Raw genomic sequence first — 26,796 nt, 5'->3', positions numbered from 1 at the left:
TATGGCCAAAATCACCATCAAGGAACTCGAGTCACTGACCGCCAACGATGCCGGCCGAATTCTCCGGGAGGATGGCAATCTGGCCGGTCGAATATCAGTGCGTAAGGACGGTGTGTCGGTCAGCTTTTTCTATCGGTATCGGTGGGGCGAGCAGAACAAAGAGTACGCCTGCGGGTCCTGGCCGCGCAAATCCCTGACAGACATCCGCAAGGCACGCAACCAGGCCCGTGCGCTCATCGATGAGCAGATCCACCCCAACGAGCAAAAGAAAACCGCCAAGGCACAGGCGCATGCCGCGACGAACGCAAAAGCCGAACAGGAAAAGTCGACGAAGGTGCAAAAACTGACCGTCCAGGATCTGGCCAAGGTGTGGCTGTTGGATGGCGTCGCGCGTAAAGACGGCAATGCCGAGCTGCAGCGCCGTTTTAACAAGGACCTTTATCCGGCACTCGGCAAGACGTCAGTCAGTAGTGTGTCCGAACACGATGTTCGGGCGCTGATCCGCACCGTGCTCAACCGCGGCGCTCACCGGCAAGCCATCAGCTTCTTCGCCGACCTCACCCAGATGTTTGGCTGGGCCAGAAAGCGCCAGCCCTGGCGGGCCTTATTGGTCGAGGGCGACCCGACGGAACTGGTCGACATCTCCCCCCTGATCCCGGCCGACTACGAGGCCGAAAGAAGCCGGATCCTTTCGCCGGCGGAGCTATTGGAATTGCACAACCGCTTCCAGCAAATGACCGCCGATTACAACGCCCTCCCCGCCGGCCAAAAATACGACGGCATTCGGCCGTTGAAAAAAGAAACTCAACTCGCGCTTTGGATCAGCCTGGGCACCTTGTGCCGGATTGGCGAGTTGCTGCAGGCCGAATGGAAAAATGTCGATCTGGACCGGCAAACGTGGTTCCTCCCCAGTGAAAACGTCAAAGGCTCCCGGGGCAAGAAACAGGACCACCATGTCTTCCTCTCCCCCTTCGCCCTGCATCTCTTTCAGGAACTCAAGACCCTGACGGGAGACTCCCAGTGGTGCTTTCCGAACAAGCAGGATGATGGGCATGTGGACGTAAAGGTGGTGAGTAAACAGGTCGGCGATCGCCAGGCCCGGTTCAAAAACCGCAAGGCCCTCTCAAGACGGCGTCACGACGACACCCTGGTCCTTGCCGACGGCCAAAACGGCGACTGGACGCCGCATGACCTGCGCCGCACGGGCGCGACCATGATGCAAGCCTTAGGCGTCAGCCTGGACGTCATCGATCGTTTCCAAAATCATGTGCTGGCCGGCTCCCGGGTAAGACGCCATTACCTGCATCACGATTATGCCGAAGAGAAAAAGCGTGCTTGGAATCTGTTGGGCGATCGACTCAGTACCGTGTTGTCCTCAACCTACGAGCACCCACCGACCGAGTCGATGCTGTCTTTTCCAGCGTTCGCGACTACAGAGACGCGGCCACTTTCATAGGGCTGTTGCACCCAGAGCACTCTGGAATTTACACCCGCGACAATCCGTGTTGTGACCTAAAACTCATTGAAACCGAGCTATTTGGAGTGGAAAAAGGCGCCTACACCGGAGCTCAACAATCTCGCATGGGCCGCTTCGAGCGGGCACATGGCGGCACGCTGTTACTCTATGAAATCGTCGAGCTGACGTCACGGGCTCAAGCCAATTTACTGCGCGTTTTGCAGGAGGGGGAACTTGAACGGGTGGGCGATAGCCAGACCCGCAGTGTCGATGTGCGCGTCATCGGTGCTGCAAGGTGCTATGGAGCGCACTGGGCAAAATGTCTCAGAAGCTGCGCGTCTGCTGGGTATGACCCGGCCTGCACTAGCCTACAGGCTGAAGAAGTTGCCTGATGACCCGGATCTCCGAGGCCCGCATCAGTTAAGTCACTACCGGCTCCTTGATCGGAGGCAACTGCGTGAGACGCTTGCCAAACATGGCGCTACAAACTGGCGCCCAGACACAATGCCCGATGGAGTGCATCAGGCATTGTGGTGGAACAGGTGCATACCTGTTTCAGGACTAGACAAATGTCTTTATTGAGGACCGTTCAGTAGAACCCATTGCTGGTTTTGCACGCTGACAAGCGCACGGGCGCGTTCATCGTGCCCGAAGTGGTCAGTTGGGCTTAAGTTGTAAACTCCATGGGTGCCGGCAACGTTGTCGGTTTTTTCAAGCTGATCACGCAAGCTTTGACGGAACTCGGGGCTTCCGGGCTGGGCGGCTTGCAGTGCACCCGGAACTGCGGCTTCCACCAGGCGCATGGCGTCATACAAATAGGCGCCAAAAGGAGAAAGGCTATTGGGACCAAACTGTGCTTCATAGCTTTGGGCGTATTGGCTCGCGATAGCCTTGGAGGGATGATTGGCCGGTAGCTTGTCCCACACCACTACCGGACCGACGGGCAGGATGGCCCCATCAAGGGCTTTGCCCCCGATCCGCAGAAAGGCGCTATTGGCAGCGCCATGCGTGTGGTAAATCGCGCCCTTATAGCCGAGCCTGCGCAGTTCGGTATGGGGTAGCGCAGCGGGAGCTCCGGCAGCGCCGACCAGCACTGCGTCAGGTCGTGTGCCGATAACTTTCAACGCCTGGCCACTGACAGAGGAATCGGTGCGGTTAAAGCGCTCATCGCGCACCAGTGTGATGCCGGCTGCGGGAGCCAGTTCGCCGAGGGCCTTGAACCAGTCCTCGCCCCAGACGTCGTTGAAACCGATATAGCCCAGTGTTTTTACGCCGTTGTGCTGCATGTGTTCGATGAGCGCCTTGGCCATGAGGGTATTGGTTTGAGCGATAGTGAAGATCCAATGATTTTCGTTGTTTTGCGGGACGTAAGGAGCAAGGGCGATCTGCGCCGTATTGCTTTCCTTGGCGACTTGGGCGACCGCAGAGGAAGTTGGCACCGTGGTGGAGCCGATCAACAGGTCAACAGCTTTTTCACTCACCAGTTTGCGTGCGTTCTTGGTGGCCGCGGTACTGTCGCTACCGTCGTCTAGGACGATGTAATTAACGGCTTGCCCAGCGATCTGTTTGGGCAGTAGTTGCACGGTGTTACGTTCTGGAATGCCCAGAGAGGCACCGGGTCCGGTTGTCGAAAGGATGATGCCGATAGAGATGTCGGCATGAGCTGTTGTTGTCGTCAATGCAGCTAAAAACAAGGCGATATGGCGTTTCATGGAAGCTCCAGGTGGTTTTGTTGTTGTTCTATGTGCAGGAGAACTTTGATCAGCAGGTTTTTGCTTTCTCAGGCATCTACTGCCTCAGTTTTCGGGGGGCCGAATGTAGTGGGTTTACGGCCCAGGTAGGTCTCAATGACTTTTGGATTCTGCGCCAGGTCTTCAGCTCGACCTTCCAGAACCAATTCGCCTAGCTCCATGACATAGCCGTAGTCGGAAATCTTGAGCGCGGCCCTTGCGTTTTGCTCCACCAAGAGAATCGAGACGCCGCTGCGTCGCAGGTTCTCGATAATCGAGAACGTCTCATTAATCACCCTGGGAGCAAGGCCCAGGCTGGGTTCGTCGAGCATCAGCAATCGGGGTTTGCCCATCAATGCGCGCCCGATGGCAAGCATCTGCCGCTCGCCGCCAGAGAGCGTGCAGGCGGCCTGTTGGCGACGTTCATGCAGTCGCGGAAACAAACCGAACACTTCATCGAGGCCCTGGTCGTGATCCCGTAGACCGCGACGATGCCGGCTGAATGCGCCCAGTCGCAGGTTGTCTTCCACGCTCATCGGGCCGAACAGTTCGCGGCTTTCCGGCACCAGCGCCATGCCCATGCCAACGCGTTGCGCAACGCCCTTATGGGCCAACAGCGGTTGGCCCAAGTAGCGCACTTCGCCGGTAGCGGGCAGCAAGCCCATGAGGGCTGCCATCAAGGTGGTTTTACCCGCTCCATTCGGGCCGATCAGGCTGACGATCTGGCCTTCCTCGACATGCAGGTCGAGCTTGCGCACGGCTTCGACCTTGCCATGACTGACCGACAGATTACGTACTTGCAGTAGATGGCTCATTCCACCCCTCCGAGATAAGCGGCCAGCACCGCCGGGTTGTCCTGTATTTCATCGGGGGTCCCGGCAGCAAGGCGCTGGCCGAACTCCATCACAACGACGTGGTCAGCCAGGCGCATGACGAAGTCCATGTCATGCTCCACCAACAGCACGCCCAGGCCTTCGCTGCGCAATTGCTCGAGCAGACCGGCCAACGCTTGTTTTTCCCCATATCGCAGACCCGCCGCGGGTTCGTCGAGGAGCAACAGCAAGGGATCGCTGCACAGGGCACGAGCGATCTCGACAATGCGCTGCTGTCCCAGAGCGAGGCTGCCAGCAGGGGCATGAATGAATTGACCCAATCCGACGCGTTCGATTTGTCGCGCAGCTTCGGCCAGGATCCGTTTTTCCTCCTCGCGCTCTGTGTGCAGCAGTGAACGCAGCAGCCCTGCGCTTGCCCGGCTATGGGCGCCCAGCGCGACATTTTCCAGAACACTCATTTCCGGTAGCAGGCGCACGTGTTGGAAGGTGCGGCTCACGCCCAGCCTGGCGATTTTGCGTGGCGGGAGGCCGTCGATGCGCTGGCCCAGAAACAGGATTTTGCCGGCAGTGGGAGGTAACACTCCGGACAACAGGTTGAACAAGGTGGACTTGCCCGCGCCGTTCGGGCCGATCAGCGCTGTGATTTCGCCTGATTTGACCGATAGGCTCATATCATTATTTGCGACAAGCCCGCCGAAACGCTTCACCAGGCCTTCGGCTATCAGCAGCGGGGAGCCATTCGTGGGTGGCTGGCGCCGCGGCAATGCAGTTGCATCGGCGAGAGGCAGGATGGAAGCGCGAAGTGTCGGCAGGCGATTGCGCAAAAGTGGCATCAAACCTCCTCGGGCATACTGCAGTACAAGAATCACCAGCAGACCAAAGAAAATCATTTCGAAGTTGTCGGCATGCCCGAACAACATCGGCAATACGTCTTGCAGCACCTGCTTGATCAAAGTCACAAGCGCCGCGCCAACCAGCGCTCCCCATAGGCTCGCAGTGCCACCCAGAACGATCATGAACAGGTATTCGATACCCATGTTCACCGAAAAAGGTGTGGGATTGACCACTCGTTGCATGTGCGCATAGAGCCAGCCGGATAGCGAAGCAAGCAGGGCTGCCAACACGAATGCGATCAATTTGCTGCGTGCCGTGTCCACCCCCATCGCCTCGGCCATGCCGCCAGCTTCCTTGAGACTGCGGATGGCGCGCCCCTGACGACTGTGCAAAAGATTGTCGAGCAGCCAGATGCAGGCGATCAGCAAGACTCCGATCAGAAGGCTGAAATCCGCTGCGCTGTCGATCCGCCAGCCAAACAAAGCGATGGTTGGCAGGTCTTGAATGCCGCCAAAACCTCCCAGCCCCGGCAAATTGCCAAACAGGTAATAGATCGCCAACCCCCAAGCCAGGGTGCCAATGGGCAAGTAGTGACCCGCCAGGCGCAAGGTCAGCAGGCCGAGTACCAAGGCAACAACAAGGGTCATACTCAAGCCGGCCAGAAGCCCTAGCCAGGGTGATAACCCCAGTGTGGTACTGAGTACTGCGGTGGCATAAGCCCCGATGCCGACGAAGGCTGCCTGGCCGAACGACGTCAGGCCGCAGACCCCCGTCAATAACACCAGGCCCAACGCAACCAGGCTGTACAAGCCGATATAGTTAAACAGGCTGACGTAAAAGGACGGCAATATCTGAGGGGCGATACAGGCCGCCAAGAGCAGAAGAAACAGCGGTATGAGACGACGGGCCATTAGTGTTGCTCCTCAATGTTGGGGTGTTTCAGCGAGAGCCAGAGCAACACGGGTATGACCAGTGTAAAAACGATGACCTCCTTGTAAGCCGATGCCCCGAAGGTCGCGAAACTTTCTAGCAGGCCTACCAGGAAGGCACCTGCGGCGGCCAATGGATAGCTGATCAGACCGCCAATGATTGCGGCAACGAAGCCCTTGAGGCTGATGAGGAAACCGGAGTCGTAATACAAGGTTGTCAGTGGGCCGATGAGGATTCCGGAAATTGCCCCAATTAAGGCTGCCAGCGCAAAAGCGCTTTTGCCGGCGAGTTGAGTGGGAATGCCCACCAGTTGCGCGCCAGTGCGATTGAATGCAGTGGCTCGCAGGGCTTTGCCATACAAACTGTGGCCAAAGAAAACGTAAAGCAGGCCGATCAACAGCAACGCACAACCAACCACCAGCAGACTTTGCAGGCTGATCGAGAGTTCACCGAGCATCAGACCGGCATCACTGTAGGCCTCAGTTCGTACACCTTCAGCACCGAACATCCACAGGGCGGCCCCGATCAGCACGATGTGCACCGCGACCGAAATGATCAGCAGCACTAATACCGAACTTTGGGCAACGCGCTGATAGACCAGCCGGTATAGCAGTGGTCCCAACGGTGTAACGATCGCCAGTGCAACAATGATTTTTATCAGTCCTGGAAGGCTTTGCAGCTCAAAAGTGCTGAGTATTACAAGCAATGCAAGTGGCAGTGCCAGGTAGCTGAGCGCGATTCGTGGCAATTGCCATGGCTGTCGGTGTTTCAATGCGATTGCACTGTCGAGCAGGCATGCCGCGATTGAGCAACCGATCAACAACCACAACGTGCCAGGCAAAAGGCCGGACTGGAGCGTGGCTAGTGTCAGGGCGCTGAAGGTCACGAACTCGCCCTGGAACACCAGGATCGTGCGAGTAACCGAAAACACCAGAACCAGTGCCAGAGCCACCAATGCATAAATGGCGCCTGTGGTCAGCCCGTCCTGGGTAAGAAATGCCAGTATTGAAAAGTCCATGAGTGATCCTCAGTGGAATGCGAGCAGGACGGATGTGGCTTCGGAGTGCGGAGCGCTGTAGGTGCAATAACCGGAAGGACGGCTAGGGAGAGGCGCCGCGGCCATTCGATTTCGATGTGTGGGAACGTCGTATACACACTGCTGCATGATCAGTAATCCAATGTTGTTGTTCTTGTTGTGGTGGTTGGGAGCGGCCAGGCGCTTGATGGCGCCCGTTCGGCCAGTCGCTGCCTGGACTACCAGAGCGCCAAGGTGTAGTCGATGTTCACCCGTGTCTCGTTGTCATCGCGGAAGGAAGCCGCCGGGGCGAAATCGTTGCGATACCAGGCATGACGCAGACGTACGCTGACCCCTTTGAAAGTGCCCGACTGCACGACATAGGACAGTTCGACATCTTTTTCGCTTTCACTGAGGCCATCGCCACCCAAAGCCGTCGGCAGTTGGATATTGCTGCCTTCCAGGTAGCGCACCATGCCTTTGAGGCCCGGCACTGCGACGCCCGCAAAATCGTAGTCGTAGCGCACTTGCCAACTGCGCTCCTTGGGGTTGAGGAACTCGGAACTGAGCGACCCTTCGGACACTACCAGGGGTTCGGTCCCGGTCAGATAAGGCATGGCGGTAGCGCCGTTGAGCTGCATATACCCGGCCCCCAGGCTGTGGGCGCCCACCGAATAAGTGAACATCATCCCCAGATTGCGGTTGTCGACATGCCCAGCCTTGGCCGCGCCGTCTTCCCCTGTGATGAAATAGCGCACATCCGTCTTCAGCTTCCCGGGACCGATAGGCTGTATCTGCTCGAAGCCGAAGTAGTCCTTGCGATACATTTCGTCCAGCACAGCGTGGTAGTACTTCAGGGTCAGGCTATCGGACCATTTGTAATCACCGCCCAGAAAGACGAACCGGTCCGATTCTGCGGTGGGGTTGAAACGACCGTTGGGCGATGCGACGGTCATTTTTTGGTAACTGGTGGAATCGCGCAGATTAATGCGGTCCAACCAGCCTGCATTCAACGTCAGGTTGTCCAGATCCTGCGAGCGCAAATAGGCACCACGAAAGGTCTGCGGCAACAAACGCGTGGGGCTGGCGAAGGCGATTGGCAGGAACGTACTGATGGTCCCAGCTTGCAGTTCCGTCTTCGAGATTTTCATTTTGCCAGTCAGGCCAAGCTCCGAGTAATCGTCGCGAGGTTCTCGGCTGGGCACGTCGTATGGCAGCAAACCTGTGCCCGTACGATCCGACGATGAATCGAGCTTGACGCCCAATAGCCCCACGGCATCCATACCGAAACCCACAGGTCCCTGGGTGAACCCCGAACTGTATTTGAGAATGAAGCCTTGGGCCCACTCGCGGGCTGCCGATTGCGCGGACGTGCCTTTGTAGTCGCGGTCGAAGTAGTAATTGCGCATCGTCAGACTGGCTTTACTGTCTTCGACGAAACCGACTGCCCTTACATGCCCAGCAAGAACGGAGAGAACAAAACAAACAGCGATACTCGAGGGAACGCGAACTTGAGCTTTCATGGTTTTCTCTATTTTTATTAGTATTGAACGGGTCCTTACTGCTGGCGTGTACCTGCCCCCGAACCTGTTGAGCGACCACGCAGGCGTGCCCAATAAAGTTCGGGTGTTGCTCGTTCTAATCCGTTAGTTAACGTTGTTGCGGTTATACGAATGCATCAGCGTAGAAATTGGTTTCCAGCAACTCTCGCTGCCCGATAAAGTCTCGACGGGCGCAATCCACGACGATCGGTGCCCCACAGGCATACACTTCAAAACGCTTCAACGAAGCAAAGTCGGACAGGACCTGCTGGTGTACAAATCCGCAAGCGCCTTGCCACTGGCAGGCATCATTCGGCTCCGAGAGCACAGGGATGTAGTTCAACCAGGGTAATTCGGCCTGCCACTCGAGCAACTGCTCGTGATGGTAGAGATCCTTGCGCTGCCGGCCACCCCAATAGAGATAAACCGGGCGTGTGTTATTACCCTGTTCACGCAGTTGCTCCAGCAACGCCTTGATCGGCGCAAAACCGGTACCACTGGCGAGAAAGATCATCGGTTGATCGTTCTCACGCAGATAGAAAGAACCATAAGGGCCTTCCAGACGAAGCATTTCGCGCGGTTTCAATGCATTGAATACATGCCCGCTAAAACTGCCCCCTGGCATATGACGGATATGCCATTCAAGTTGATTGTCCACTGTCGAACGTGTCGCCATCGAATAACTACGACGGGTGCCGTCCTTGAGCAATACTTGCGCATATTGGCCGGGGTAATAATTGAACGTGACCGTCGGCGGCAACATTAGTCGCACGATGATGACATCGTCGGCGACCTTTTCGATGCTGGCCACGCGGGCGGCCGTCTGCTGAATCGAAATGCCGCGCAGTTCGGTTACTTCCGGAGCATCGATGACCAGGTCCGAGGTCGCCTTGGCACAGCAGAACAAGGCGAGTCCGGCAGCACGTTCCTCTTCGCTCAGAACCTCCAGCGGACTGTTGGCATGATCGACGCTGCCGCTCACCACCCTGCCCTTGCAACTGCCACACGTCCCTTCACGGCAACTGTGCTTTAGCATCAGCCCGTCCGCCAACGCACCATCCAGGATGGTCTTGCTCGCATCCAAATCGAATTGTTGCCCAGCTGGTTGAATATCTACGTGATAGGTCATGGCATTTGCTCATTCACTGTGTGATGAAAGATTAACGGCGCTGGGCCGTCAGCAGGTCGAGCGCGACGTCGACGATCATGTCTTCCTGGCCGCCGACCATCCGGCGCCTGCCCAGTTCGACGAGGATGTCGAGGGTCTTGAGGCCGTACTTGGCCGCAGCGATTTCGGCGTGGCGCAGGAAGCTTGAGTAGACCCCGGCATAACCCAGCGCCAGTGTTTCGCGATCGACGCGTACTGGACGGTCCTGAAGGGGACGGACGATGTCATCGGCGGCATCCATCAGCGTGTAAAGGTCGGTGCCGTGGTTCCAGCCCAGGCGTTCGGCGGCGGCGATGAACACTTCCAGCGGCGCGTTACCGGCCCCGGCGCCCATGCCGGCGAGGCTGGCGTCGATGCGATCACAACCTTCCTCGACGGCAGTGATGGAGTTGGCCACCCCCAGGCTCAGGTTGTGATGAGCGTGCATGCCGGTTTCGGTCTCCGGCTTGAGCACGGCCTTGAACGCACGGAAACGCTCGCGAATGTCCTGCATGTTCATCGCGCCGCCGGAGTCGGCCATGTACACGCAGGTCGCGCCGTAGCTTTCCATCAGCTTGGCTTGCGCGGCCAGCTGCTCGGCCGGGATCATGTGGCTCATCATCAGGAAGCCGACGGTGTCCATGCCCAGCTCACGGGCGTACTCGATGTGCTGTTTCGACACGTCCGCTTCGGTGCAGTGAGTGGCGATGCGCACCACTCGCGCTCCGGCGTTGTAGGCGGCTTTGAGGTCATGCACCGTTCCGATGCCAGGCAACAACAGCGTTGTGATTTTGGCGTGGCTGATGACATCGGCCGCCGCTTCGATCCACTCCAGGTCGGTGTGCGCGGCGAAGCCGTAGTTGAAGCTCGACCCTTGCAGACCGTCACCGTGGGCGACTTCGATCGAATCAACCTTGGCCTTGTCCAGGGCGCGGGCAATGTCCTGCACGTTCTGCAGCGAATACTGGTGACGCACCGCGTGGCTGCCATCGCGCAAGGTCACGTCGGAGATGTAGAGTTTCTTGCCGGGATTAATAGTCATGTCGGTCTCCTCAGGCGGTGAGCATCGACTGCGCCATGCGCTCGGCGGTGGCCAAGGCAGCGGAGGTCATGATGTCAAGGTTGCCGGCATACGCTGGCAGGTAATGGGCGGCGCCTTCGACTTCGAGGAACACCGAAGTCTTCAGCCCGGAGAATGTGCCCAGACCGGGAATGTGCAGCGGAGCGTCTTCAGGGATGACGTCGAATTGCACTTTTTGCTTGAGGCGATAACCCGGCACATAGGCCTGCACGGCGGCAGCCATCTCGACGATGGACGCCTCGACCAGCGCCTGATCAGCCGCTTCGGATAACACAAACACCGTGTCACGCATCATCAGCGGCGGCTCGGCCGGGTTCATCACGATGATCGCCTTGCCCTTGGCCGCGCCACCGATCACTTCGATGGCTTTGGAGGTGGTTTCGGTGAACTCGTCGATGTTGGCGCGAGTGCCGGGGCCGGCAGATTTGCTGGCAATCGAGGCGACGATTTCCGCGTAGTGCACCTTCGCCACGCGCGACACGGCCGCAACCATCGGGATCGTCGCCTGACCGCCGCAAGTCACCATGTTGACGTTGAGCTGAGCGAGGTTCTGCTCCAGATTGACCACCGGCACGCAGTACGGGCCGATGGCGGCAGGCGTCAGGTCAATCAGGCGGATGCAGGGTTTGATCGAGCGCAGGAACGCGTCGTTCTTCACATGGGCACCGGCCGAAGTGGCATCGAAGACGAAGTCGATGTCCTTGAACACGTCCAGGCGGGTCAGGCCTTCAACGCCTTCGTGGGTCACCGCCACGCCCATGCGCTGGGCACGGGCCAGACCATCGGAGGCCGGGTCGATGCCGACCATGACCGCCATTTCCAGGTGTTTGGCATTACGCAGAACCTTGATCATCAGGTCGGTGCCGATGTTGCCGGAACCGATGATGGCGACTTTCATTTTTCTGGAACTCATTTTCTTTCTCCATAAGCTTCGTCGAGAAGGATCACGGCCGGGTCCAACGTCTCGGCATACAGACGCTTGACCGCATCAGCACGCAGGCCAAGTGCAGCGCGTTGGTTGATGTAACCTTTGTCAGTAATCTCCCCATCATCGAGGCTCGGCGGTGAGTCGAGGATGACCATGCGCACGGCATGCTGCGAGGACGCAGGAAACTGCTGGGCCAGTGTTTGCAAGCCCGCACTCAGGGCCCTGCGAACGGCAGGTTCCAGAGCCAGTTGCTCAGCGGTCATGCGCTTGCCGGGGGCTCCGGCCAAGGCGCGCAACGCCGGCGTCGGATAGATCAATGCGCCGATCACGTCTCGATCGTGACCGCAAATGACAGAGTCAGAAGCGTAAGGCGCCAAGGCACTCACCAGCCGTGGGCGCAACGTGCCGACGGAAACCCACGTGCCAGTGGTCAACTTGAAGTCTTCAGTGACCCGACCATCAAACACGATGCCTTTCTCCGGGCGCTCGGGATCGAGCAGTCGACCGGCATCGCCAATCTGATAGAAGCCCTGTTCATCGAACGCCTCAAGGCTGCCTTTCGGGTCATTGAGATACTGCTGAAACACTGAGGGTCCGCGCACACGCATTTCCAGCTTGTCGCCGCTGGGCACGAACTTGATCTCTACGCCCGGTACTGGCAGGCCGATGTTGCCTGGCTTGTCCAAACGGTAATGAACATTGGTGAGCACTGGAGAAGTCTCGGTCGCACCCCATTCGCTGGTAAAGAACAGGGGCTTGTCCCGCACCTTTTCCGCACAGGCCATCAACCGGTCCCACGTGTTCTGTGGCAAAGCCGCAGCGGCATAGAACAGCATGTCCAGGCGACCGAAAAGCGCTTGCGCCAACTCCTCGTCGCGCTCCAGATAAGGCAGTAGCGCTTCATAGCCACGAGGGACGTTGAAGAACACCGTTGGCTGGACGGATTTGATATTTTCCACCGTGCGCTCGATTCGCCCGGTCACCGGTAATCCATCATCGATATAGAGCGTGCCGCCGTTGCGCAGCACCATGTTGAAGTTGTGGTTCGCGGCGAAGGTATGACTCCACGGCAGCCAATCCACCACGACCATTTCACTGCCTTCGAGGAAGCGCCAGCATTGGGCGATCGATTGCTGGTTGGCGCACAGCATGCGATGAGTATTGATCACTACCTTGGGCGTGCCAGTGGAGCCGGAAGTCAACATATAGCGGGCGGGGACATCACCATTTAGGCGCAGAAAGGTCTCCATGACCTGCGCACTTTCGACCCGGTACAGCAAGGGCAGCGGCAGCGCGCCAGGAACGGCCTGGGCGTTGCGCGCAACAACGACGGGACAGTCCGGTTGAATCAATTCGATGGTGCGGCGATAAGTGTCGCCATCGTTGATGAAGATCAACGCCGGTTGCAGCTGCGCCACGATAGACTTGAGCTTGCTGCAACCGCTCTGCGTATTACGCGAATAAGCGACCGAAACAGTGGCCACCGCAATCCCGACATGCATGGCCGCCAGCGTAATCAATGCCTGGTCGATGTCGTTCTCTGACAACACCAGCACTGGTCGGCCGGGCACCGTGTCGAGTTCCAGTAAACCTTGGGCCAGGGCGCCGACGCGTTGGCGAACCTCGCTGTAGTTCAAGGTGAACCAGACGCCATTGCGACGCTCGGCCAAATAAGGGCGCAGTGGAGCCTCGCGCGCCCATTGCTCCAGCCACTCGCCGATACAACGGGCATAGGGTTGCAGTTGTTCAGCGGATCGCAGTATGAAACTACCCGCCTCACCTGGCTCGACAGTCACGTGAGCAGGTGCCAACTTGGCAGGATCGTCGAAAAAGTCGTACACGGCACGCCCTCACGAGATCAACAGACAGGTCTGCTGTCTCATCATCATTATTTTTGTTGTTACGGTGCCGGTTTATCAACCCGGCACCCTTTCGCATGACGCCAAACGATCAGCGACCTTCACTTCATACGAATCGGCAGCTCACTTCACCCAGCCGGGTCAGTTTCAAGCGCAGGCTGTCACCGGTGGTCACGGGCACCATGGGACCCAAGGCTCCGGATAACAGCACGTCGCCTGCGCGCAGTGGCCGGCCAAATTCGGCCATGGTCCGCGCCAGCCACAGGCAGGCGTCCAGCGGGTTGCCGAGGCAGGCTGCGCCCACACCGATCGACGCCTGAGCACCATTTTTTTCCAGCAGCATGCCTTCCAGCGCAAGGTCCAGATTGGCCAGGCGCACGGGACTCTTGCCCAGGACGTAGAGGCCCGAGGAAGCATTGTCGGCCACCGTATCGACCAGGGTGATTTTCCAGTTCTCAATCGCCGAATCGACAATTTCCAGCGCCGGCACCAGGTACTCCACCGCGCTCATCAGCTCGCCCAGTGTTGTGTCCGGATTGGGCAAGTCACGCCCCAACACGAAAGCGATTTCACCTTCGGCCTTGGGCTGAATCAGGCGAGAGCTGTCAATGGCCTCACCATCGCCGTATTCCATATCGGCAAACAACATGCCGAAGTCTGGCTGATCGACGCCCAACTGCTCTTGCACGGCCAGCGAGGTCAAACCGATTTTACGCCCGCTGAGACGGCGACCGGCGGCCAGCGCGACCTGGGTATTGAGTTCCTGTACGGCATAAGCGTCAGCCAGAGTGGAAATCTGGAAGCGCTCGGAGATACGACCGCACGGGGTTCGTGTCTTGCGCGCTTGCGCCAGAACCGAGGCGGCAGCCTGGATGGAATCGTGGCTCACGGAATAACTCCTCAACAGATGGTGGTGAACGCTCAATGCGAGCGTTGCTGACTTGCCAGGTAACCCTGATGCAGCTCATCGACCAACTCGGCGACGCTGTAGCTGCGCTTGATCTGCCCTACTCCCTGACCAGCCGACCACACGTGTTTCCAGGCCTTGTTGCCAGAGGCAATGTCACCGGAAAAATCGATGGCGGTACGGTTGTCGGCGGCTGGGTCGATACCGGCCTTTTCCAGCGAGGGTTTCATCCAGGTGGCGAGTACGCCACTGACCGCTTTGGTTGTAGCCACGTCATCCATGGAGCAGTCCACCAGCATGTCCCGGTAGGCGTTTTCGGCCAGGCTCTCGTGGGCCGCGACCAAACGGGTGCCCACCAGGGCGAAATCGCAACCCAGGATTTGCGCCGCATGGATGTCGCGCCCATTCGAAACAGCACCGGCCAGACCGAGCGGCCCGTCCCAAAATTCGCGGACTTCTGCGACGAAGGCAAAGGGGTTATAGCTGCCGGTATGGCCGCCGGCACCGTTACAGACCAATACCAGACCATCGACACCCGCATCGACCGCCTTGCGTGCCAAGGCCGGAGTGATGACGTCAGCGATCACTACGCCGCCATAACCATGGACAATGTCCAGCACACGCTTGGGGCTACCCAAGGCCGTGGAAACGATCGGCGGCTGGTAGTGTTTAACCAGACCCAACTCGGATTCGAACCGATCGTAGGTGCTGTGCACGATCATGTTCAGCATCCAGGGTGCCCAGACCTGGCCTTGTGTTTTGGCGGCCGCACGCTCGACAACAATCTGAGCCAGCCACTGGTCCAGTTGCTCTACGGTACGCGCATTGGGTGCTGGCATGCTGCCGACAATACCCGCCTGACAGCAGGCATTGAGCAGCTGCGGCCCGGAAACCAGGAACATCGGAGCGGCCAGGATCGGCATCGGTAAACCAGTGAACAGTTCCAGCAACTTCTGTTGGGGTGCACTCAAGGAACGGCTGTAGACGCTCATCGGTCATTTCTCTTGTTATGGGGTACACGTGCAGGTCTGGCTTCAGACCTTTCTGTGACTGGCTGCGCCCGGGCTGCGGACTTCCCAGCCTCCGTCGCTGTGGATGATGTTGGCGGTGGTCAACCCGGAGTTTTCACGGGAGGCCAACAGCACATAGTGGCCCGTGTGATCCTCGGGTTCTGCGATTCGCTGAAGCGGCACCGCCTGCGCAGCGCCTTGCTCGAAACCCGGGATCTGGTTGAGCGGAACACTTCGCGCATTGAGCCCATCGAGACTCTTCATAGGCGTATTGGTCGCCCCTGGCGCTACGCCATTCACGCGGATATCCGGTGCCAGTTCGTAGGCCAGCTGACGGATCATGCCGACCAGCGCATGTTTGGCGGTCACATATAGAATGCCTCCACCGCCAGCGTAGAAAGCACTGTTGGAGAGGGTGAAGATCATGCTGCCGCGACTGGCGCGCAAGGCATCAGTACTGCAACGTGCGCCCAGCATGTAGCCCTGAACATTGATGGCGAACAAGCGCTGAAATGCACTTTCAAAATCTTCAGGGGCGATGCGGTCCAGGCGAGTGAAGTAATCAAACACCGCCGCATTGCCGACAAACGTGTCGAGCTTGCCGAACGCATTCAGTGTGGCCGCCACCGCGCGTTGATTGTCTTCATATTTCGAGACATCGCCCTGCACCGTGATGATGGCGTCGCCCAGTTCGCTGCGCAGTGCGCTCAGCTGTTCGTCGTCACGCGCCATGACGCACACCCGTGCGCCTTCGTTCACATAGCGCCGAACGATGGCGCTACCGATGCCGCCGGTACCGCCAGTGACCAATGCTGCTTGTCCTTCGAGCCAACCCATGTGCGTGCCCTCAGAGGAAAGTGTTGATGTTCTTGCACAACAACATCGCGTTTGGAATCAGGATTTTGCGCTTCAATAACTTCAGCCCGTCGGCCTCGCGGCGCAGCACATCCTCACGGCGTCCGACCAGTTGATGGGACTCGTCCAGACCTCGGCTGCGGATGTTCATGAAGCACGAGAACGCAATGAACTCGCCTTCCTGTTCACCGGCAAACACCTCGATATTGCTGATCAGGTGAACGTTGCGCGTCGGTGGGTTTTCAGCCCAGGCCGACGGCTGCTTGAACCGCGCCACCCGACGCTGCAGATCACGCATGCCGTCGTCGAAGAAGGCCATGTGTTCCAGCCTGTAGGGGCCCGACTTGTCTTCGCGTCGGCGGTTCTCGATACCGGGCATCCAATAGTGGATGGTCTCGCTGAGCGACTGCAGCCACTCATCCCAGCACTCGTTGTCGAGCAGGCGGGCCTCACGCAACAAGAAGGCCTCGACGGCGCGTGTGTCTTCTAATGCAACGGGTTGTTCCATTGGCAAAGCATTCATCTTCGGTCCCCTCAACGCATCTTGCCGTTTCGATCTGGTACGTCCGCCCAGGTGGGCGATTGCAACAGGTCTTTCCAGCGCTGGTAGAACGCACGGGAGTTGCATTCGTTGAGTTGCCCTTTGAACACATTGCCGGGCAGTTCGCTGTTTTCGATGCGTGTGTCCATGCCAAGGCCGACGTACAGATCCTGATAGCGCGTGACCATGCCGCGGCTGGTCTTGGTGCAGTATTCCCAGTTCTCGCCATCGTCCATTTCGAACACGCCGGTTGGGGAGAAGGTCATCATCGCGCCACGGCGCCATTTGTCCTTGATGTCCTGCGGCGCATTTTTGTTGACGATGACCCAGGTAAACAGCTCGATCTTGTGTGGCCCGCGTGGTTGCCAGATGCGAACCGTGTTCTGCCCCGGCAAAAAGGAGAAGTTGGGGAACACGGTGAACGATGAAATCGAACCGATCAGCTTGGAGCGGAACTCGCCCAGACGCTCCGCCACTTTCGGGCGCAATACGTGCAGGTATTTGTTGATGTCTTTCTCACCCAGGGTGGCGGCGTTGCCCACCACATCGGTGGCGAACTCGTAGCCGTGGCCATTCCAGTTCACCGAATAGGACTCGGGAAGGTCGCCGACATTGGCCACCGGCCCACCCAGCATCGCCTTGGCAGCTGAATCGTGAGTCCAGCCTCCGTGGAGAATATCGCCGACGAAATTTTCCGCCGCGACTTTCCAGTTGCATTCGATGGTGGAACGGATACAGCCACCGAGAAACTCACTGCCGCCCTCGTCCATGTCGAGCATCACATCCAGGTACCAGGTCATCGGCCCCAGGTACTCTTCTAATGTCGGTGCATCGTCGGCAAAGGTGGCAAACACCAGACCCTTGTAAGTCGCAACACGCGCTTCGCGCAGGCCATGTTTGGACTTGTCGAAATTACTTTCCTCATAGCACTTGGATTCATGCATACCCAGCAACCGGCCGCCATCGGCGCCGAATGACCAGCCGTGGTAGTTGCAGATAAAGCCCCGTGCATTGCCCGCCTCGGCGAAACAGATCTTGTTGCCACGGTGTGGGCAGGCATTGAGGAACACCTTCAGCGATGCGTCCTTCTGACGTACCACCAGGACCTCGTCCTCGCCCATGCTGGTGGCGAGATAGTCACCAGACTTCGGCAATTGCGATTCATGGGCCACGAACAGCCAGCAACGCGCGAAAATCTTCTCGAGTTCCTGTTCGTAGATGGCCTGGTCCCAGAACACCTTGCCGGACAAGCGGCCTTCCTCCATGTCGCACACCCGATCAAGGTTCGGCAGGCTGGGTGTAGGCTCAATGGTTCTGAGTGGTATGTGTTTGCAGTTATCCATTGCTCTAGACTCACAAGGAATACGGTGGGAAAGACAGGCCTTGGTACTGGGCGTCAGGCGTCGGCCAAGGCGGCATCGCTGGCATGTTCGATATCGGCATAGACCTCTTTGTCAGTGACGATGATCCGATACGTGCGAAGGTGCTTTTCACAGGGAAAAGTCACTGCCTTGCCCGTTGGAATGTGAAACTGCCCCCAATGCACCGGACAGGTGATCAGGTCGTCTTCCAGATCGCCTTCTGCCAGGGAGGCCGTGGCGTGTGTGCACATGTCCGAGGTGGCATAGAACGTGCCGCCCAGGTTGTACACGCAGATAGCTTCGGCAGCGCCATGGCTGACTTTTTTCAACTCGCCCGGCGACAGTTCATCGCGCTGGCACAGCAATACACGGCTCATGACCATTCCTCCGCGGAAAACAACTGCAAGAAACCCAACCCGGTGACCCAGGCAGGTACGGCTTCATAGGCGATGACTTCACCGACCGGATTGGCGACGGCAGCCATGGCACAGGCGAAATTGCGGATTTCCATGGCGCCATTGCCGGCTCGACGCAAAATCTCTTCATCGGAATAGGCGCACAGCGCTTGCAGATCGCCGTTGACGCCATGGGCGAGAATCTCCCGGTCGAAGTCCTCGGCAACCCGGCCCATTTCCGCTGTCCCTACCCAGTGACTGATTCCGCCGCTACCGATAATGACGACGCGCTCGTCAGCATCGAACGACTCCACCGCAGCACGGATCTGGCGACCCAGGTCGGCAGCTCGCTTAAGCGAAATGTAAGGATCCACGCCACAGGCCAGGTACACAGGAATAGTCGGCAACTCTCGACCGAGAAGTTTCTCTGCCGGCTTGACCGTCAGTTGATGTGGAATCGAGAACGAGTGATCCACAGTGAAGCTGCGTGCCACCGTCCAGTCGATGCCCTGCCCCTCGCCATGCGAGACGATATGCCCGGCCAGTTTTTCCTGGTTGCGTACCACTCCTCGCTCCAGCCCCGGCAAGCGATCCAGTGGACCATCGACATCACCGGTACCGATGACATAACGCGGCAGGCACTGGGTGCCGAACAGGATGTAATGATCGCAGCCCACGATGATCACCGAGGTCGGTGCCAACTGCGCCAGGCGCTGAGCACATTGCTCGTATGCACCCCAGACAGCATCACCCTGGGCCGGCGACGGCGCGTTGGGGGCGACGAACATGACCGGATCATGGGGCATCCAGAAACCGCCTACTATCTTGCCCATCGGATCACCCCTTGAGTGCGGCGGAGAAAGCCGCGCGTTGTTCGTCGGTTGCACCCAGGCGCTGCTTGTACAGCGACATGCTTCGCTGAGGTGCCAACTCCTGCCAGAAGCCCATGGTCAGCATCGGATTGACCCCGACCGCTTGCAGAGCGGCGACATCGAAGCCCACGACCATTTCAACTTCTTCTTCACTCAATGCGAAACGCCCGAGAAAGCCTTTGGGGTCTTCGCGAAAACGCTCTTTGGAGGCGCGATCAACTGAGAGTTGCCACAGCGCTCGCTCCAGGAGATTTCGGCTCATATCGATCACTCGCTCAGGAAGTCGCGAACCAGCGCCACGAAGCGGCGCGGTTGCTCGCTCTGCACCCAGTGGCCGCAACGGCCAAACAGATGCAAATCGGCATTCGGTACGCTATTGGCGATCAGCATTCCGCAGGATGGCGGCACCACGCGATCTTCACGGCCATGCACAACCAGAGTCGGCGCGATGATCTTGGCCAATGCCGCGGCAGGGAAACCCTTGACCAGCGTTTCGCCCTCGGCGGCTGGCTTGGGAATGAGCTTGCGCAAGGCTTCCTGGGAACCGGCGCGGGCACTGGCTTCGTAACGCGCCTTGACCAGCTCGGGTGTGATCAAGGCCTCGTCGTATGGGAACAGCGCCATCAGCCGCTGCATGTTTTCCAGGGATGGTTCGTACTCCCATGCACCGCGTAGCCCCGGCGTCTGCACAAATTCACCGGCAGGCGTTCCCAACAGGACCAGCTTGTCGACCCGCTCCGGGGCGAACACCGCCAGGCCAATGGCGACCGCGCCGCCAAAGGAATTGCCGACGAAAGAGGCCTTGGCAATATCCAGCGCATCCATGATGCCGACCAGGTGGTTGACCCACAATTTGATGTCGTACTTGGCCTCTTCCTGGAACTCGGTGAAACCGAAACCGGCAATGTCCGGCACGATGACCCGCCATTTGTCAGAGAAGGCCGACATGCTCCGGGACCAGTTGGTCCAGCCCGAAACGCCAGGACCGGAGCCATGGAGCAGAAACAGAGCATCGCCCTGACCTGCTTCGTGATAGTTGGTCTTGTGTCCTGCTGCCAGCAGGGTTTTTCCAATGCCGTCCATAAGGCCTCCGGTTGTTTTTATTTATGAAGATACAGATGTGTATCTGTATGCTAGAGAGGAAACCCGGACACGTCAACACGCAAAATACAGACATGTATGTCAGTACTGGGCGCAGAATCAGGTGCTAGAGCGGAAAAATGGTTTTCCTGATAGGATACACGTCTGTATCTTTATGATGGACGGTCAGCCGGATACAAAAAAGAGCTGTTCAATACACCTGTGAATTGCGGCTGCCTGGGCAGCCGCCAGGCGTTAGAATGTTTTTCCTTGCCCGAGGCGCCTTACCCGCCCCCGGCACTCATCCAGTTGGTTGGACAAGGCCCTAGCACAATGTCAACACGCACCAGTCTCACTCGAGAAGATTGGATTCATGCCGCACAGCATGTCCTGGTTACCAGCGGCGTAGACGCCGTTCGGGTCGACACTTTAGCCAAGGAGTTGAAGATCACCCGTGGCAGCTTCTATTACCACTTCAAAAGCCGTGGTGAATTACTCGAAGGCATTCTCGGCAACTGGCGGTCCCGTGCGACCGAGGATGTAATTCTTCAACTGCGTACCGCGCATACTTCACCGCTGCAGCAATTGCAACGCCTGTTGGAGCTGCCATCCCACGGCCAGACGGCTCGCGACGCCGCCGCCATTGAATTGGGGATTCGCGCCTGGGCACGCCGGGACGACAAAGCCCGACAAGCCATCGACGAAGTCGACCGCTATCGCCTGAACTATATCGAGGGCCTGTTGATACAAGCTGGCGTGACGCAGAGCGAAGCCTGTGATCGCGCTTATCTGATCTATGCCTATCAAATTAGCTTGTCATTGCTGTACTGCGACGACACTGTGCAGGATCGCAAGGATCGCAGCGCTCGCATGGCAAACATTCTGATTCCTGAATTACTACCTGCGTGACATGGACAGCGGTGGCCCCACACACATTCAGGCACTCATAGGCGCTCCCCCCTAAAACCCAGGGAAGAATGAACCCTGCAAATACCTCTCGCGCGCCGGGCAGAACAGACGTTGCGGCCGGACCACCAAGTCAGCACCGGCAAACATGTGATGAGGAATTATCGACAGGCAGGCAAGGCCCCGGATAGGCGCTGGTGGCGAACGGGCTTTTCAGCAAAACCGCAAAACAGAACCCTGTGAGTTGACTGTCAGACGCAGGCGACATCAACCCAATTGAACCTGGATCTGTTTCACTACGCCCTGCATCGCGGGCAGATAACGGCGCGCAGCTTCCTCAATGGGCATCGCCTTGGCGATGTAGACCAGATTCAGGCAGCCCATCACCCGTTCCTCGTGCATGACCGGGATCGCAATGGCGGCGATCTTGCGCTCCTGGCCCCAGTGTGAATTGTTTTCGCCATACCCCTTGGCCAAGGTGTGTTCCACCAGTCGCTCGACAAAACGACGGTCGGCGGCCAGCGGTGATTGTTCATCTTCGCGGCCGATCATCAATTCGATCAGCTCTTCCCGCTCGGCGGGTGGGCAGAACGCAAAGTATGCACGTCCGGTCGCGGTCATCAGCAACGGCAGGCGCCGGCCAACCATGGATCGGTGAAACGACAGGCGGCTGAAGCGATGGGTGGTCTCGCGAATGACCATGGCATCGCCGTCCAGCGTGCACAGGTCGGTGGGCCAGATGACTTCCTGCAACAACTCGCCGAGCAAGGGGGCGGCGATGGAGGAAATCCATTGCTCATCGCGAAATCCTTCACTGAGTTCGCGAACTTTCAACGTCAATCGATAGCTGTCATCCGACTCGCTACGCCGTACATAACCTTCAGCCTGCAAGGTCTCCAACAGCCTGCGCACGGTGGTGCGGTGCAGCCCGCTCTGCTCCGCCAGTTGCGCGGTGCTGGCGCCGCCGTCGAAGCGGTTCAAGCCGTTGATCAGTGCCAGACCTCGCATCAGACCACGCACGGCTTTGTATTCGGTCTCGCTCATGGCTGGATCCTTTGTTGTTGTAAATCAATCATGTGCACTCAGTGCACACTAACAAGGGTTGTCGTTGTCGACCAGCCTTGTGATTTCCATACTGCGCCCAACAAGAAATCCAAAAGCGCTGTACGGAGATGACCATGAGTTCTGCACCCACTCCTTCCACATTGGACCTGACCACCGACGTCGCCATCGTTGGTGCCGGTCCTGTCGGCTTGATGATCGCCAATTACCTGGGCCAATGTGGTGTGAACGTCACCTTGGTGGAAAAGCTCGACAGCCTGATCGACTACCCCCGCGCCATCGGTCTGGACGACGAAAGCCTGCGTACTTTCCAGGCCGTCGGTCTGGCCGACAACGTGCTCCCGCACACCACTCCCTGGCACGCCATGCGTTTCCTGACCCCAAGGGGTCGCTGCTTTGCCGATATACAGCCCAAGACCGATGAATTCGGCTGGTCGCGCCGCAACGCCTTCATCCAGCCCTTGGCCGACCGCGTACTGTTCGAAGGCCTGCAGCGTTTTGACAACGTCAAGGTGCTGTTCGGCCGTGAGCTCGAAGGCTTCGAACACAGTGACAGCGGCGTAGTGCTGAACCTCAAGGATCACAACGGTCGCGGCGAGCGCCTTCAGGCCCGTTATCTGATTGGTTGCGACGGTGGCAACAGTCTGGTGCGACGCAGTCTGAACATCAGTTTCGAGGGTAAGACCGCGCCTAATCAGTGGATCGTTGTCGACATCGCCAACGACCCGCTGAGCACGCCCCATGTTTACCTGTGCTGCGACCCGGTGCGCCCTTACGTTTCAGCCGCCCTGCCCCATGCTGTTCGCCGTTTCGAATTCATGGTCATGCCTGGCGAGACCGAAGCCGAACTGAGCAAACCCGAGAACATGCGCAAGCTGCTGGCCAAGGTGCTGCCAAATCCGGATCGCATCGAATTGATCCGCAGCCGCGTCTATACCCACAACGCTCGCCTGGCCGGGCGGTTCCGTGAGGGCCGGGTGCTGCTGGCCGGCGATGCCGCGCACATCATGCCGGTATGGCAGGGACAGGGTTACAACAGCGGCATGCGCGACGCCTCCAACTTGGCCTGGAAACTGTCACTGGTGATCAAAGGCCTGGCCGCCGACAGCCTGCTCGACAGCTATGAACAGGAACGCCGTGACCACGCCAAGGCGATGATCGACCTTTCGGTGCTGGCCGGCCACGTGCTGGCACCGCCAAAACGCTGGCAAGGCACCTTGCGTGATGGTGTGTCGTGGCTGCTCAACTATGTGCCGCCCGTCAAACGCTACTTCGTGGAAATGCGCTTCAAGCCGATGCCGCAATACACCGAGGGCGCCTTGATCGTACCCGGCGAAAAAGGCTCACCCGTGGGCAAGATGTTCATTCAGCCCCGGGTACTGACCGAAGCTGGCGAAACCGTGTTGCTGGATGAGGTGATCGGCGAGAACTTCGCGATTATCGCCTGGGGCTGCGACCCGACCTGGGGCCTGACGCCTGCACAGATCGATCAATGGCAAGCACTGGGCACGCGTTTTATCCAGGTACTACCGGACGTCCAACTCAAAGCCGCCAGTGACGTCAGCCAAGGGGTGATCCGCATCGGTGACAGCACCGGCCGCCTCAAGGAATGGTTCGCCCGCGGCTCGGCCTCGATTGCCCTGGTGCGTCCGGATCGCTTCCTTGCCGGCCTGGCCATACCGCAAACCGTCGGCCAGGCCTGTGATGAATTGGCCCTGGCAATCAAGGCCCTGCCGCAACCCGAAGTGGCGATCCCCGCCAGCAAGGTGGCCTGACATGAGCGCTTATCTGCATTGCCTATCCCATACGCCGTTGGTGGGCTACGTCGATCCGACGCCCGACGTGCTGGCCGAGGTCGATGGCATGATCGCTGATGCCCGTGAGCGCATCGCCCGCTTCGAGCCGGAGCTGATCGTGCTCTTCGGCCCCGACCACTACAACGGCTTTTTCTACGACGTGATGCCGGCCTTCTGCATCGGCATGGCCGCCCACGCCATCGGTGATTTCGACACCGCCGCCGGCCCCTTGGATGTGCCCAAAGCGCTGGCCGAATCCTGCGCCCAGGCGGTCCTGGATGCCGGTGTCGACGCTGCCGTTTCCTATCGCATGCAGGTCGACCACGCGTTCGCCCAACCGCTGGAGCTGTTGCTGGGCGGTTTAAGGGAATGCCCGGTGATTCCGGTGTTCATCAATTCGGTCGCCGTGCCGTTGCCCGGCTTCAAGCGTGCTCGCCTGCTCGGTGAAGCGATCGGCCAGTGGGCGCAGTCGCTGAACAAGCGCGTGCTGTTCCTGGCTTCCGGGGGACTGTCCCATCAACCTCCGGTGCCGGAACTGGCCAAGGTCGATGCGCGTTTGGCCGATCGACTGATGGGCAGCGGTCGCCAATTGCCGGCTGATGAGCGACAGGCGCGCCAGGAGCGCGTGATCCAGGCCGCCCGGGATTTCGTTGAAGACCAACGCAGTCTGCATCCGCTCAATCCCGCGTGGGATCAGCAATTTCTCGACACCCTGGAACAGGGTCGCCTGAGCGACCTCGATGCCCTGGGCAATGACGAACTGTCGTCACTGGCCGGCAAGTCCACTCACGAAGTGAAAACCTGGGTCGCCGCCTTCGCGGCCCTTTGCGCCTTTGGCCCTTATCAGACCGAAGGGCGCTACTACCGTCCGATTCCCGAATGGATCGCAGGCTTCGCCGCCCTTGGCGCCCAGCCGCTGAACAACAACCACTGAATCCGAGGAACACTGCCATGACTGCCACTGCGCCAGCTTTCACCGAAGCCTCTACCAGCCGTTTTGTCGACATCAGCGAAGGCGAGTTGAAGCTGCGACTGCATTACAACGACGTGGGTCAGGGAGCCGAAACCGTGGTCATGCTCCACGGTTCCGGACCCGGTGCCAGCGGTTGGGCCAATTTCCATCGCAACATCGAACCGTTGGTTACCGCCGGTTACCGCGTGATCCTGATGGATTGCCCGGGCTGGAGCAAAAGTGACCCGATTGTTTGCGACAGCTCGCGCTCAGACCTCAACGCCCGTGCCCTCAAGGGGCTGGTTGATGCACTGGATCTGGACCGTGTGCACATCATCGGCAACTCCATGGGCGGCCACAGCACCGTAGCCTTCGCCCTCGCCTACCCTGAGCGCATCGGCAAACTGATACTGATGGGCGGCGGCACCGGCGGCCCAAGCGCCTTCGTGCCGCAACCTACCGAAGGCATCAAGCTGATCGGCGCGCTGTACCGCGAACCGACCATTGAAAACCTGAAGAAGATGATGAACGTCTTCGTCTTCGACGCCAGCAGTCTGACCGAAGAGTTATTCCAGACCCGCCTGGACAACATCCTGGCGCGCCGCGATCACCTGGAAAATTTCGTCAAGAGCAGCACCCTCAATCCCAAGCAATTCCCGGACTTCAGCCACCGCCTGCACGAAATCACCGCCCAGACGCTGCTCGTCTGGGGCCGCGAAGATCGCTTCGTGCCCATGGACACCGGCCTGCGCCTGCTGGCCGGCCTGCCCCAGGCACAACTGCACGTGTTCAATCGCTGCGGCCACTGGGCCCAGTGGGAACACGCCGAGACCTTCAACCGCATGGTCCTGGACTTCCTGACCCACTGATCACCGAGGCTGACATGAACCCTATTCAAGACACCCTGGAACAGCTCGCCGCCGACCTGCGTCAGGCCGAAGCCCGCCACGAAGCCATTGCGCCCCTGCGCGAGCAGATCGGCGAAGACAACGCCGAGGCCGCTTACACCATCCAGCGGCTCAACGTCGCCCACGGCGTGGCCAGCGGCCGACGTGTAGTCGGGCGCAAGATCGGCCTGACCAATCCCAAGGTCCAGGCGCAACTGGGCGTCGATCGGCCGGACTTCGGCACCCTGTTCGCCGACATGTGCTACGGCGATAACGAAACCGTGCCGGTGGGCCGCGTGCTGCAACCGAAGATCGAAGCTGAAATTGCGCTGATTCTGGAGCGTGATCTACCGCGTGCCAACACCACGTTTGCCGACGTGATGGCGGCTACCGGCTGGGTCGTCCCGGCATTGGAAATCGTCGGCAGCCGCGTCCAGGGCTGGAACATCCGCTTCGTCGATACCGTCGCCGATAACGCCTCCAGTGGCTGCTTTGTATTGGGTGGCCCGGCGCGGCGTCTCGACGGCCTGGACCTGCGCCAGGCCAGCATGCGCATGACCCGCAATGGTGAGGAAGTGTCCAGCGGCAGTGGCGCCGAATGCCTCGGCCATCCACTCAATGCCGCCGTGTGGTTGGCGCAAACCATGGCGCGCCTGGGCGATCCGCTGCGGGCCGGCGACATCATTCTGACCGGGGCACTTGGGCCGATGGCGGCGGTGGCGGCGGGTGATCGGTTCGAGGCCGAGATCGAAGGCATCGGTCGTGTCGGTGTTCAGTTCAGCGCCGAGTGATCGGCGACGTGCGTGCAAATGAGGCAA

Annotated in this window: 25 protein-coding genes and 2 pseudogenes; 8 read left to right on the top strand and 19 right to left on the bottom strand. The window is 59.1% G+C overall.

Features of this window, described 5'->3' with window-relative positions; translation table 11 throughout:
• Position 1: 1 nt before the first annotated feature.
• The 3 genes and pseudogenes from ACA041_RS10440 to ACA041_RS10430 all read left to right on the top strand — a co-directional run.
• Positions 2 to 1,456, top strand: a complete 1,455-nt coding sequence (locus tag ACA041_RS10440; protein WP_497441020.1) for a tyrosine-type recombinase/integrase — start codon at positions 2 to 4, stop codon at positions 1,454 to 1,456.
• Between the two features lie 62 nt (positions 1,457 to 1,518).
• Positions 1,519 to 1,746 (top strand): annotated as a pseudogene (locus ACA041_RS10435) (sigma 54-interacting transcriptional regulator); the annotation flags it as partial.
• Positions 1,727 to 1,795: pseudogene (locus ACA041_RS10430) on the top strand (hypothetical protein); the annotation flags it as partial. The pseudogenes ACA041_RS10435 and ACA041_RS10430, both read left to right, overlap by 20 nt.
• A gap of 236 nt (positions 1,796 to 2,031) precedes the next feature.
• On the opposite strand, the gene ACA041_RS10425 reads toward ACA041_RS10430, so the two are convergent.
• The 18 genes from ACA041_RS10425 to ACA041_RS10340 all read right to left on the bottom strand — a co-directional run bounded on the left by ACA041_RS10425 (position 2,032) and on the right by ACA041_RS10340 (position 20,378).
• The gene (locus ACA041_RS10425) at positions 2,032 to 3,168 is read right to left on the bottom strand and encodes an ABC transporter substrate-binding protein (protein ID WP_497441019.1); all 1,137 of its coding nucleotides are present in this window, start codon (positions 3,166 to 3,168) and stop codon (positions 2,032 to 2,034) included.
• Positions 3,169 to 3,236: 68 nt separating this feature from the next.
• The gene (locus ACA041_RS10420) at positions 3,237 to 4,001 is read right to left on the bottom strand and encodes an ABC transporter ATP-binding protein (protein ID WP_497441018.1); all 765 of its coding nucleotides are present in this window, start codon (positions 3,999 to 4,001) and stop codon (positions 3,237 to 3,239) included.
• A complete protein-coding gene (locus ACA041_RS10415) occupies positions 3,998 to 5,764 on the bottom strand; it encodes a branched-chain amino acid ABC transporter ATP-binding protein/permease (protein WP_497441017.1) in 1,767 nt (588 codons plus the stop codon). The genes ACA041_RS10420 and ACA041_RS10415 overlap by 4 nt, the downstream gene beginning before the upstream one ends.
• Complete coding sequence (locus ACA041_RS10410; RefSeq protein WP_497441016.1) at positions 5,764 to 6,801, bottom strand: branched-chain amino acid ABC transporter permease; 1,038 nt, start codon at positions 6,799 to 6,801, stop codon at positions 5,764 to 5,766. Before ACA041_RS10410 ends, ACA041_RS10415 begins: the two co-directional genes overlap by 1 nt.
• Before the next feature lie 236 nt (positions 6,802 to 7,037).
• Positions 7,038 to 8,321, bottom strand: a complete 1,284-nt coding sequence (locus ACA041_RS10405) for an OprD family porin (protein ID WP_497441015.1) — start codon at positions 8,319 to 8,321, stop codon at positions 7,038 to 7,040.
• A gap of 142 nt (positions 8,322 to 8,463) precedes the next feature.
• Entirely contained in the window at positions 8,464 to 9,468 is a 1,005-nt protein-coding gene (locus tag ACA041_RS10400; RefSeq protein WP_497441014.1) for a CDP-6-deoxy-delta-3,4-glucoseen reductase, read from the bottom strand.
• 31 nt (positions 9,469 to 9,499) lie between these two features.
• Positions 9,500 to 10,528 carry a 4-hydroxy-2-oxovalerate aldolase gene (gene dmpG, locus ACA041_RS10395; protein WP_497441013.1) on the bottom strand — a complete coding sequence of 343 codons (1,029 nt, stop codon included), beginning with the start codon at positions 10,526 to 10,528 and terminating at the stop codon, positions 9,500 to 9,502.
• A 10-nt stretch (positions 10,529 to 10,538) separates the two neighbouring features.
• Entirely contained in the window at positions 10,539 to 11,480 is a 942-nt protein-coding gene (locus ACA041_RS10390; RefSeq protein WP_497441012.1) for an acetaldehyde dehydrogenase (acetylating), read from the bottom strand.
• Positions 11,477 to 13,336, bottom strand: a complete 1,860-nt coding sequence (locus ACA041_RS10385; RefSeq protein ID WP_497441011.1) for a feruloyl-CoA synthase — start codon at positions 13,334 to 13,336, stop codon at positions 11,477 to 11,479. The genes ACA041_RS10390 and ACA041_RS10385 overlap by 4 nt, the downstream gene beginning before the upstream one ends.
• 124 nt (positions 13,337 to 13,460) lie before the next feature.
• On the bottom strand, positions 13,461 to 14,243 hold the full coding sequence (locus ACA041_RS10380) for a 2-keto-4-pentenoate hydratase (protein ID WP_497441010.1): 783 nt from the start codon (positions 14,241 to 14,243) through the stop codon (positions 13,461 to 13,463).
• A 32-nt stretch (positions 14,244 to 14,275) separates the two neighbouring features.
• The gene (locus ACA041_RS10375) at positions 14,276 to 15,253 is read right to left on the bottom strand and encodes an NAD(P)H-dependent flavin oxidoreductase (RefSeq protein WP_497284652.1); all 978 of its coding nucleotides are present in this window, start codon (positions 15,251 to 15,253) and stop codon (positions 14,276 to 14,278) included.
• Between the two features lie 42 nt (positions 15,254 to 15,295).
• Positions 15,296 to 16,108, bottom strand: a complete 813-nt coding sequence (gene hcaB, locus ACA041_RS10370; RefSeq protein ID WP_497441009.1) for a 3-(cis-5,6-dihydroxycyclohexa-1,3-dien-1-yl)propanoate dehydrogenase — start codon at positions 16,106 to 16,108, stop codon at positions 15,296 to 15,298.
• 10 nt (positions 16,109 to 16,118) lie between these two features.
• Complete coding sequence (locus tag ACA041_RS10365; RefSeq protein WP_320334192.1) at positions 16,119 to 16,649, bottom strand: 3-phenylpropionate/cinnamic acid dioxygenase subunit beta; 531 nt, start codon at positions 16,647 to 16,649, stop codon at positions 16,119 to 16,121.
• An 11-nt stretch (positions 16,650 to 16,660) separates the two neighbouring features.
• Positions 16,661 to 18,010: an aromatic ring-hydroxylating oxygenase subunit alpha gene (locus ACA041_RS10360; protein ID WP_497441008.1), complete on the bottom strand. Its 1,350-nt coding sequence runs from the start codon at positions 18,008 to 18,010 to the stop codon at positions 16,661 to 16,663.
• A gap of 53 nt (positions 18,011 to 18,063) precedes the next feature.
• Positions 18,064 to 18,405 (bottom strand): non-heme iron oxygenase ferredoxin subunit, encoded by a 342-nt coding sequence (locus ACA041_RS10355; RefSeq protein WP_320334190.1) that lies wholly within the window; start codon positions 18,403 to 18,405, stop codon positions 18,064 to 18,066.
• Positions 18,402 to 19,256 carry a DODA-type extradiol aromatic ring-opening family dioxygenase gene (locus tag ACA041_RS10350; RefSeq protein WP_497441007.1) on the bottom strand — a complete coding sequence of 285 codons (855 nt, stop codon included), beginning with the start codon at positions 19,254 to 19,256 and terminating at the stop codon, positions 18,402 to 18,404. Before ACA041_RS10350 ends, ACA041_RS10355 begins: the two co-directional genes overlap by 4 nt.
• A gap of 4 nt (positions 19,257 to 19,260) precedes the next feature.
• Positions 19,261 to 19,557, bottom strand: a complete 297-nt coding sequence (locus tag ACA041_RS10345; RefSeq protein WP_128607770.1) for an extradiol ring-cleavage dioxygenase — start codon at positions 19,555 to 19,557, stop codon at positions 19,261 to 19,263.
• Between the two features lie 5 nt (positions 19,558 to 19,562).
• A complete protein-coding gene (locus tag ACA041_RS10340; RefSeq protein WP_497441006.1) occupies positions 19,563 to 20,378 on the bottom strand; it encodes an alpha/beta fold hydrolase in 816 nt (271 codons plus the stop codon).
• A gap of 330 nt (positions 20,379 to 20,708) precedes the next feature.
• Here ACA041_RS10340 and ACA041_RS10335 point away from each other — a divergent pair, with 330 nt between their 5' ends.
• Positions 20,709 to 21,284 carry a TetR/AcrR family transcriptional regulator gene (locus ACA041_RS10335; protein ID WP_320334187.1) on the top strand — a complete coding sequence of 192 codons (576 nt, stop codon included), beginning with the start codon at positions 20,709 to 20,711 and terminating at the stop codon, positions 21,282 to 21,284.
• Between the two features lie 264 nt (positions 21,285 to 21,548).
• Here the strand turns inward: ACA041_RS10335 and ACA041_RS10330 are convergent, their stop codons facing one another.
• Complete coding sequence (locus ACA041_RS10330; protein WP_320334186.1) at positions 21,549 to 22,325, bottom strand: DNA-binding transcriptional regulator; 777 nt, start codon at positions 22,323 to 22,325, stop codon at positions 21,549 to 21,551.
• A gap of 134 nt (positions 22,326 to 22,459) precedes the next feature.
• Here ACA041_RS10330 and ACA041_RS10325 point away from each other — a divergent pair, with 134 nt between their 5' ends.
• The 4 genes from ACA041_RS10325 to mhpD are packed head-to-tail and all read left to right on the top strand — an operon-like array spanning position 22,460 to position 26,769.
• Positions 22,460 to 24,118, top strand: coding sequence for a bifunctional 3-(3-hydroxy-phenyl)propionate/3-hydroxycinnamic acid hydroxylase (locus tag ACA041_RS10325; RefSeq protein ID WP_497441005.1), 1,659 nt, complete (start codon positions 22,460 to 22,462; stop codon positions 24,116 to 24,118).
• 1 nt (position 24,119) lies between these two features.
• Positions 24,120 to 25,073 (top strand): 3-carboxyethylcatechol 2,3-dioxygenase, encoded by a 954-nt coding sequence (gene mhpB, locus ACA041_RS10320; RefSeq protein WP_497441004.1) that lies wholly within the window; start codon positions 24,120 to 24,122, stop codon positions 25,071 to 25,073.
• 17 nt (positions 25,074 to 25,090) lie between these two features.
• Complete coding sequence (locus tag ACA041_RS10315; protein ID WP_497284642.1) at positions 25,091 to 25,960, top strand: alpha/beta fold hydrolase; 870 nt, start codon at positions 25,091 to 25,093, stop codon at positions 25,958 to 25,960.
• A 14-nt stretch (positions 25,961 to 25,974) separates the two neighbouring features.
• The gene (mhpD, locus tag ACA041_RS10310) at positions 25,975 to 26,769 is read left to right on the top strand and encodes a 2-keto-4-pentenoate hydratase (RefSeq protein ID WP_497441003.1); all 795 of its coding nucleotides are present in this window, start codon (positions 25,975 to 25,977) and stop codon (positions 26,767 to 26,769) included.
• Positions 26,770 to 26,796 lie beyond the last annotated feature (27 nt).

The sequence above is a fragment of the Pseudomonas sp. LBUM1676 genome (assembly GCF_059695605.1).
This window is presented reverse-complemented; position numbering and strand designations above follow the sequence as displayed.

Coding starts and splice junctions, on each gene's coding strand:
- ACA041_RS10365 (WP_320334192.1), bottom strand. CDS start 16,649: ATGAATGCTTTGCCAATGGAACAACCCGTTGCATTAGAAGACACACGC.
- ACA041_RS10330 (WP_320334186.1), bottom strand. CDS start 22,325: ATGAGCGAGACCGAATACAAAGCCGTGCGTGGTCTGATGCGAGGTCTG.
- mhpB (WP_497441004.1), top strand. CDS start 24,120: ATGAGCGCTTATCTGCATTGCCTATCCCATACGCCGTTGGTGGGCTAC.
- ACA041_RS10405 (WP_497441015.1), bottom strand. CDS start 8,321: ATGAAAGCTCAAGTTCGCGTTCCCTCGAGTATCGCTGTTTGTTTTGTT.
- ACA041_RS10440 (WP_497441020.1), top strand. CDS start 2: ATGGCCAAAATCACCATCAAGGAACTCGAGTCACTGACCGCCAACGAT.
- ACA041_RS10350 (WP_497441007.1), bottom strand. CDS start 19,256: ATGGGCAAGATAGTAGGCGGTTTCTGGATGCCCCATGATCCGGTCATG.
- ACA041_RS10335 (WP_320334187.1), top strand. CDS start 20,709: ATGTCAACACGCACCAGTCTCACTCGAGAAGATTGGATTCATGCCGCA.
- ACA041_RS10360 (WP_497441008.1), bottom strand. CDS start 18,010: ATGGATAACTGCAAACACATACCACTCAGAACCATTGAGCCTACACCC.
- dmpG (WP_497441013.1), bottom strand. CDS start 10,528: ATGACTATTAATCCCGGCAAGAAACTCTACATCTCCGACGTGACCTTG.
- ACA041_RS10410 (WP_497441016.1), bottom strand. CDS start 6,801: ATGGACTTTTCAATACTGGCATTTCTTACCCAGGACGGGCTGACCACA.
- ACA041_RS10355 (WP_320334190.1), bottom strand. CDS start 18,405: ATGAGCCGTGTATTGCTGTGCCAGCGCGATGAACTGTCGCCGGGCGAG.
- ACA041_RS10390 (WP_497441012.1), bottom strand. CDS start 11,480: ATGAGTTCCAGAAAAATGAAAGTCGCCATCATCGGTTCCGGCAACATC.
- ACA041_RS10315 (WP_497284642.1), top strand. CDS start 25,091: ATGACTGCCACTGCGCCAGCTTTCACCGAAGCCTCTACCAGCCGTTTT.
- ACA041_RS10425 (WP_497441019.1), bottom strand. CDS start 3,168: ATGAAACGCCATATCGCCTTGTTTTTAGCTGCATTGACGACAACAACA.
- ACA041_RS10375 (WP_497284652.1), bottom strand. CDS start 15,253: ATGAGCGTCTACAGCCGTTCCTTGAGTGCACCCCAACAGAAGTTGCTG.
- ACA041_RS10340 (WP_497441006.1), bottom strand. CDS start 20,378: ATGGACGGCATTGGAAAAACCCTGCTGGCAGCAGGACACAAGACCAAC.
- ACA041_RS10325 (WP_497441005.1), top strand. CDS start 22,460: ATGAGTTCTGCACCCACTCCTTCCACATTGGACCTGACCACCGACGTC.
- ACA041_RS10345 (WP_128607770.1), bottom strand. CDS start 19,557: ATGAGCCGAAATCTCCTGGAGCGAGCGCTGTGGCAACTCTCAGTTGAT.
- hcaB (WP_497441009.1), bottom strand. CDS start 16,108: ATGGGTTGGCTCGAAGGACAAGCAGCATTGGTCACTGGCGGTACCGGC.
- ACA041_RS10420 (WP_497441018.1), bottom strand. CDS start 4,001: ATGAGCCATCTACTGCAAGTACGTAATCTGTCGGTCAGTCATGGCAAG.
- mhpD (WP_497441003.1), top strand. CDS start 25,975: ATGAACCCTATTCAAGACACCCTGGAACAGCTCGCCGCCGACCTGCGT.
- ACA041_RS10415 (WP_497441017.1), bottom strand. CDS start 5,764: ATGGCCCGTCGTCTCATACCGCTGTTTCTTCTGCTCTTGGCGGCCTGT.
- ACA041_RS10400 (WP_497441014.1), bottom strand. CDS start 9,468: ATGACCTATCACGTAGATATTCAACCAGCTGGGCAACAATTCGATTTG.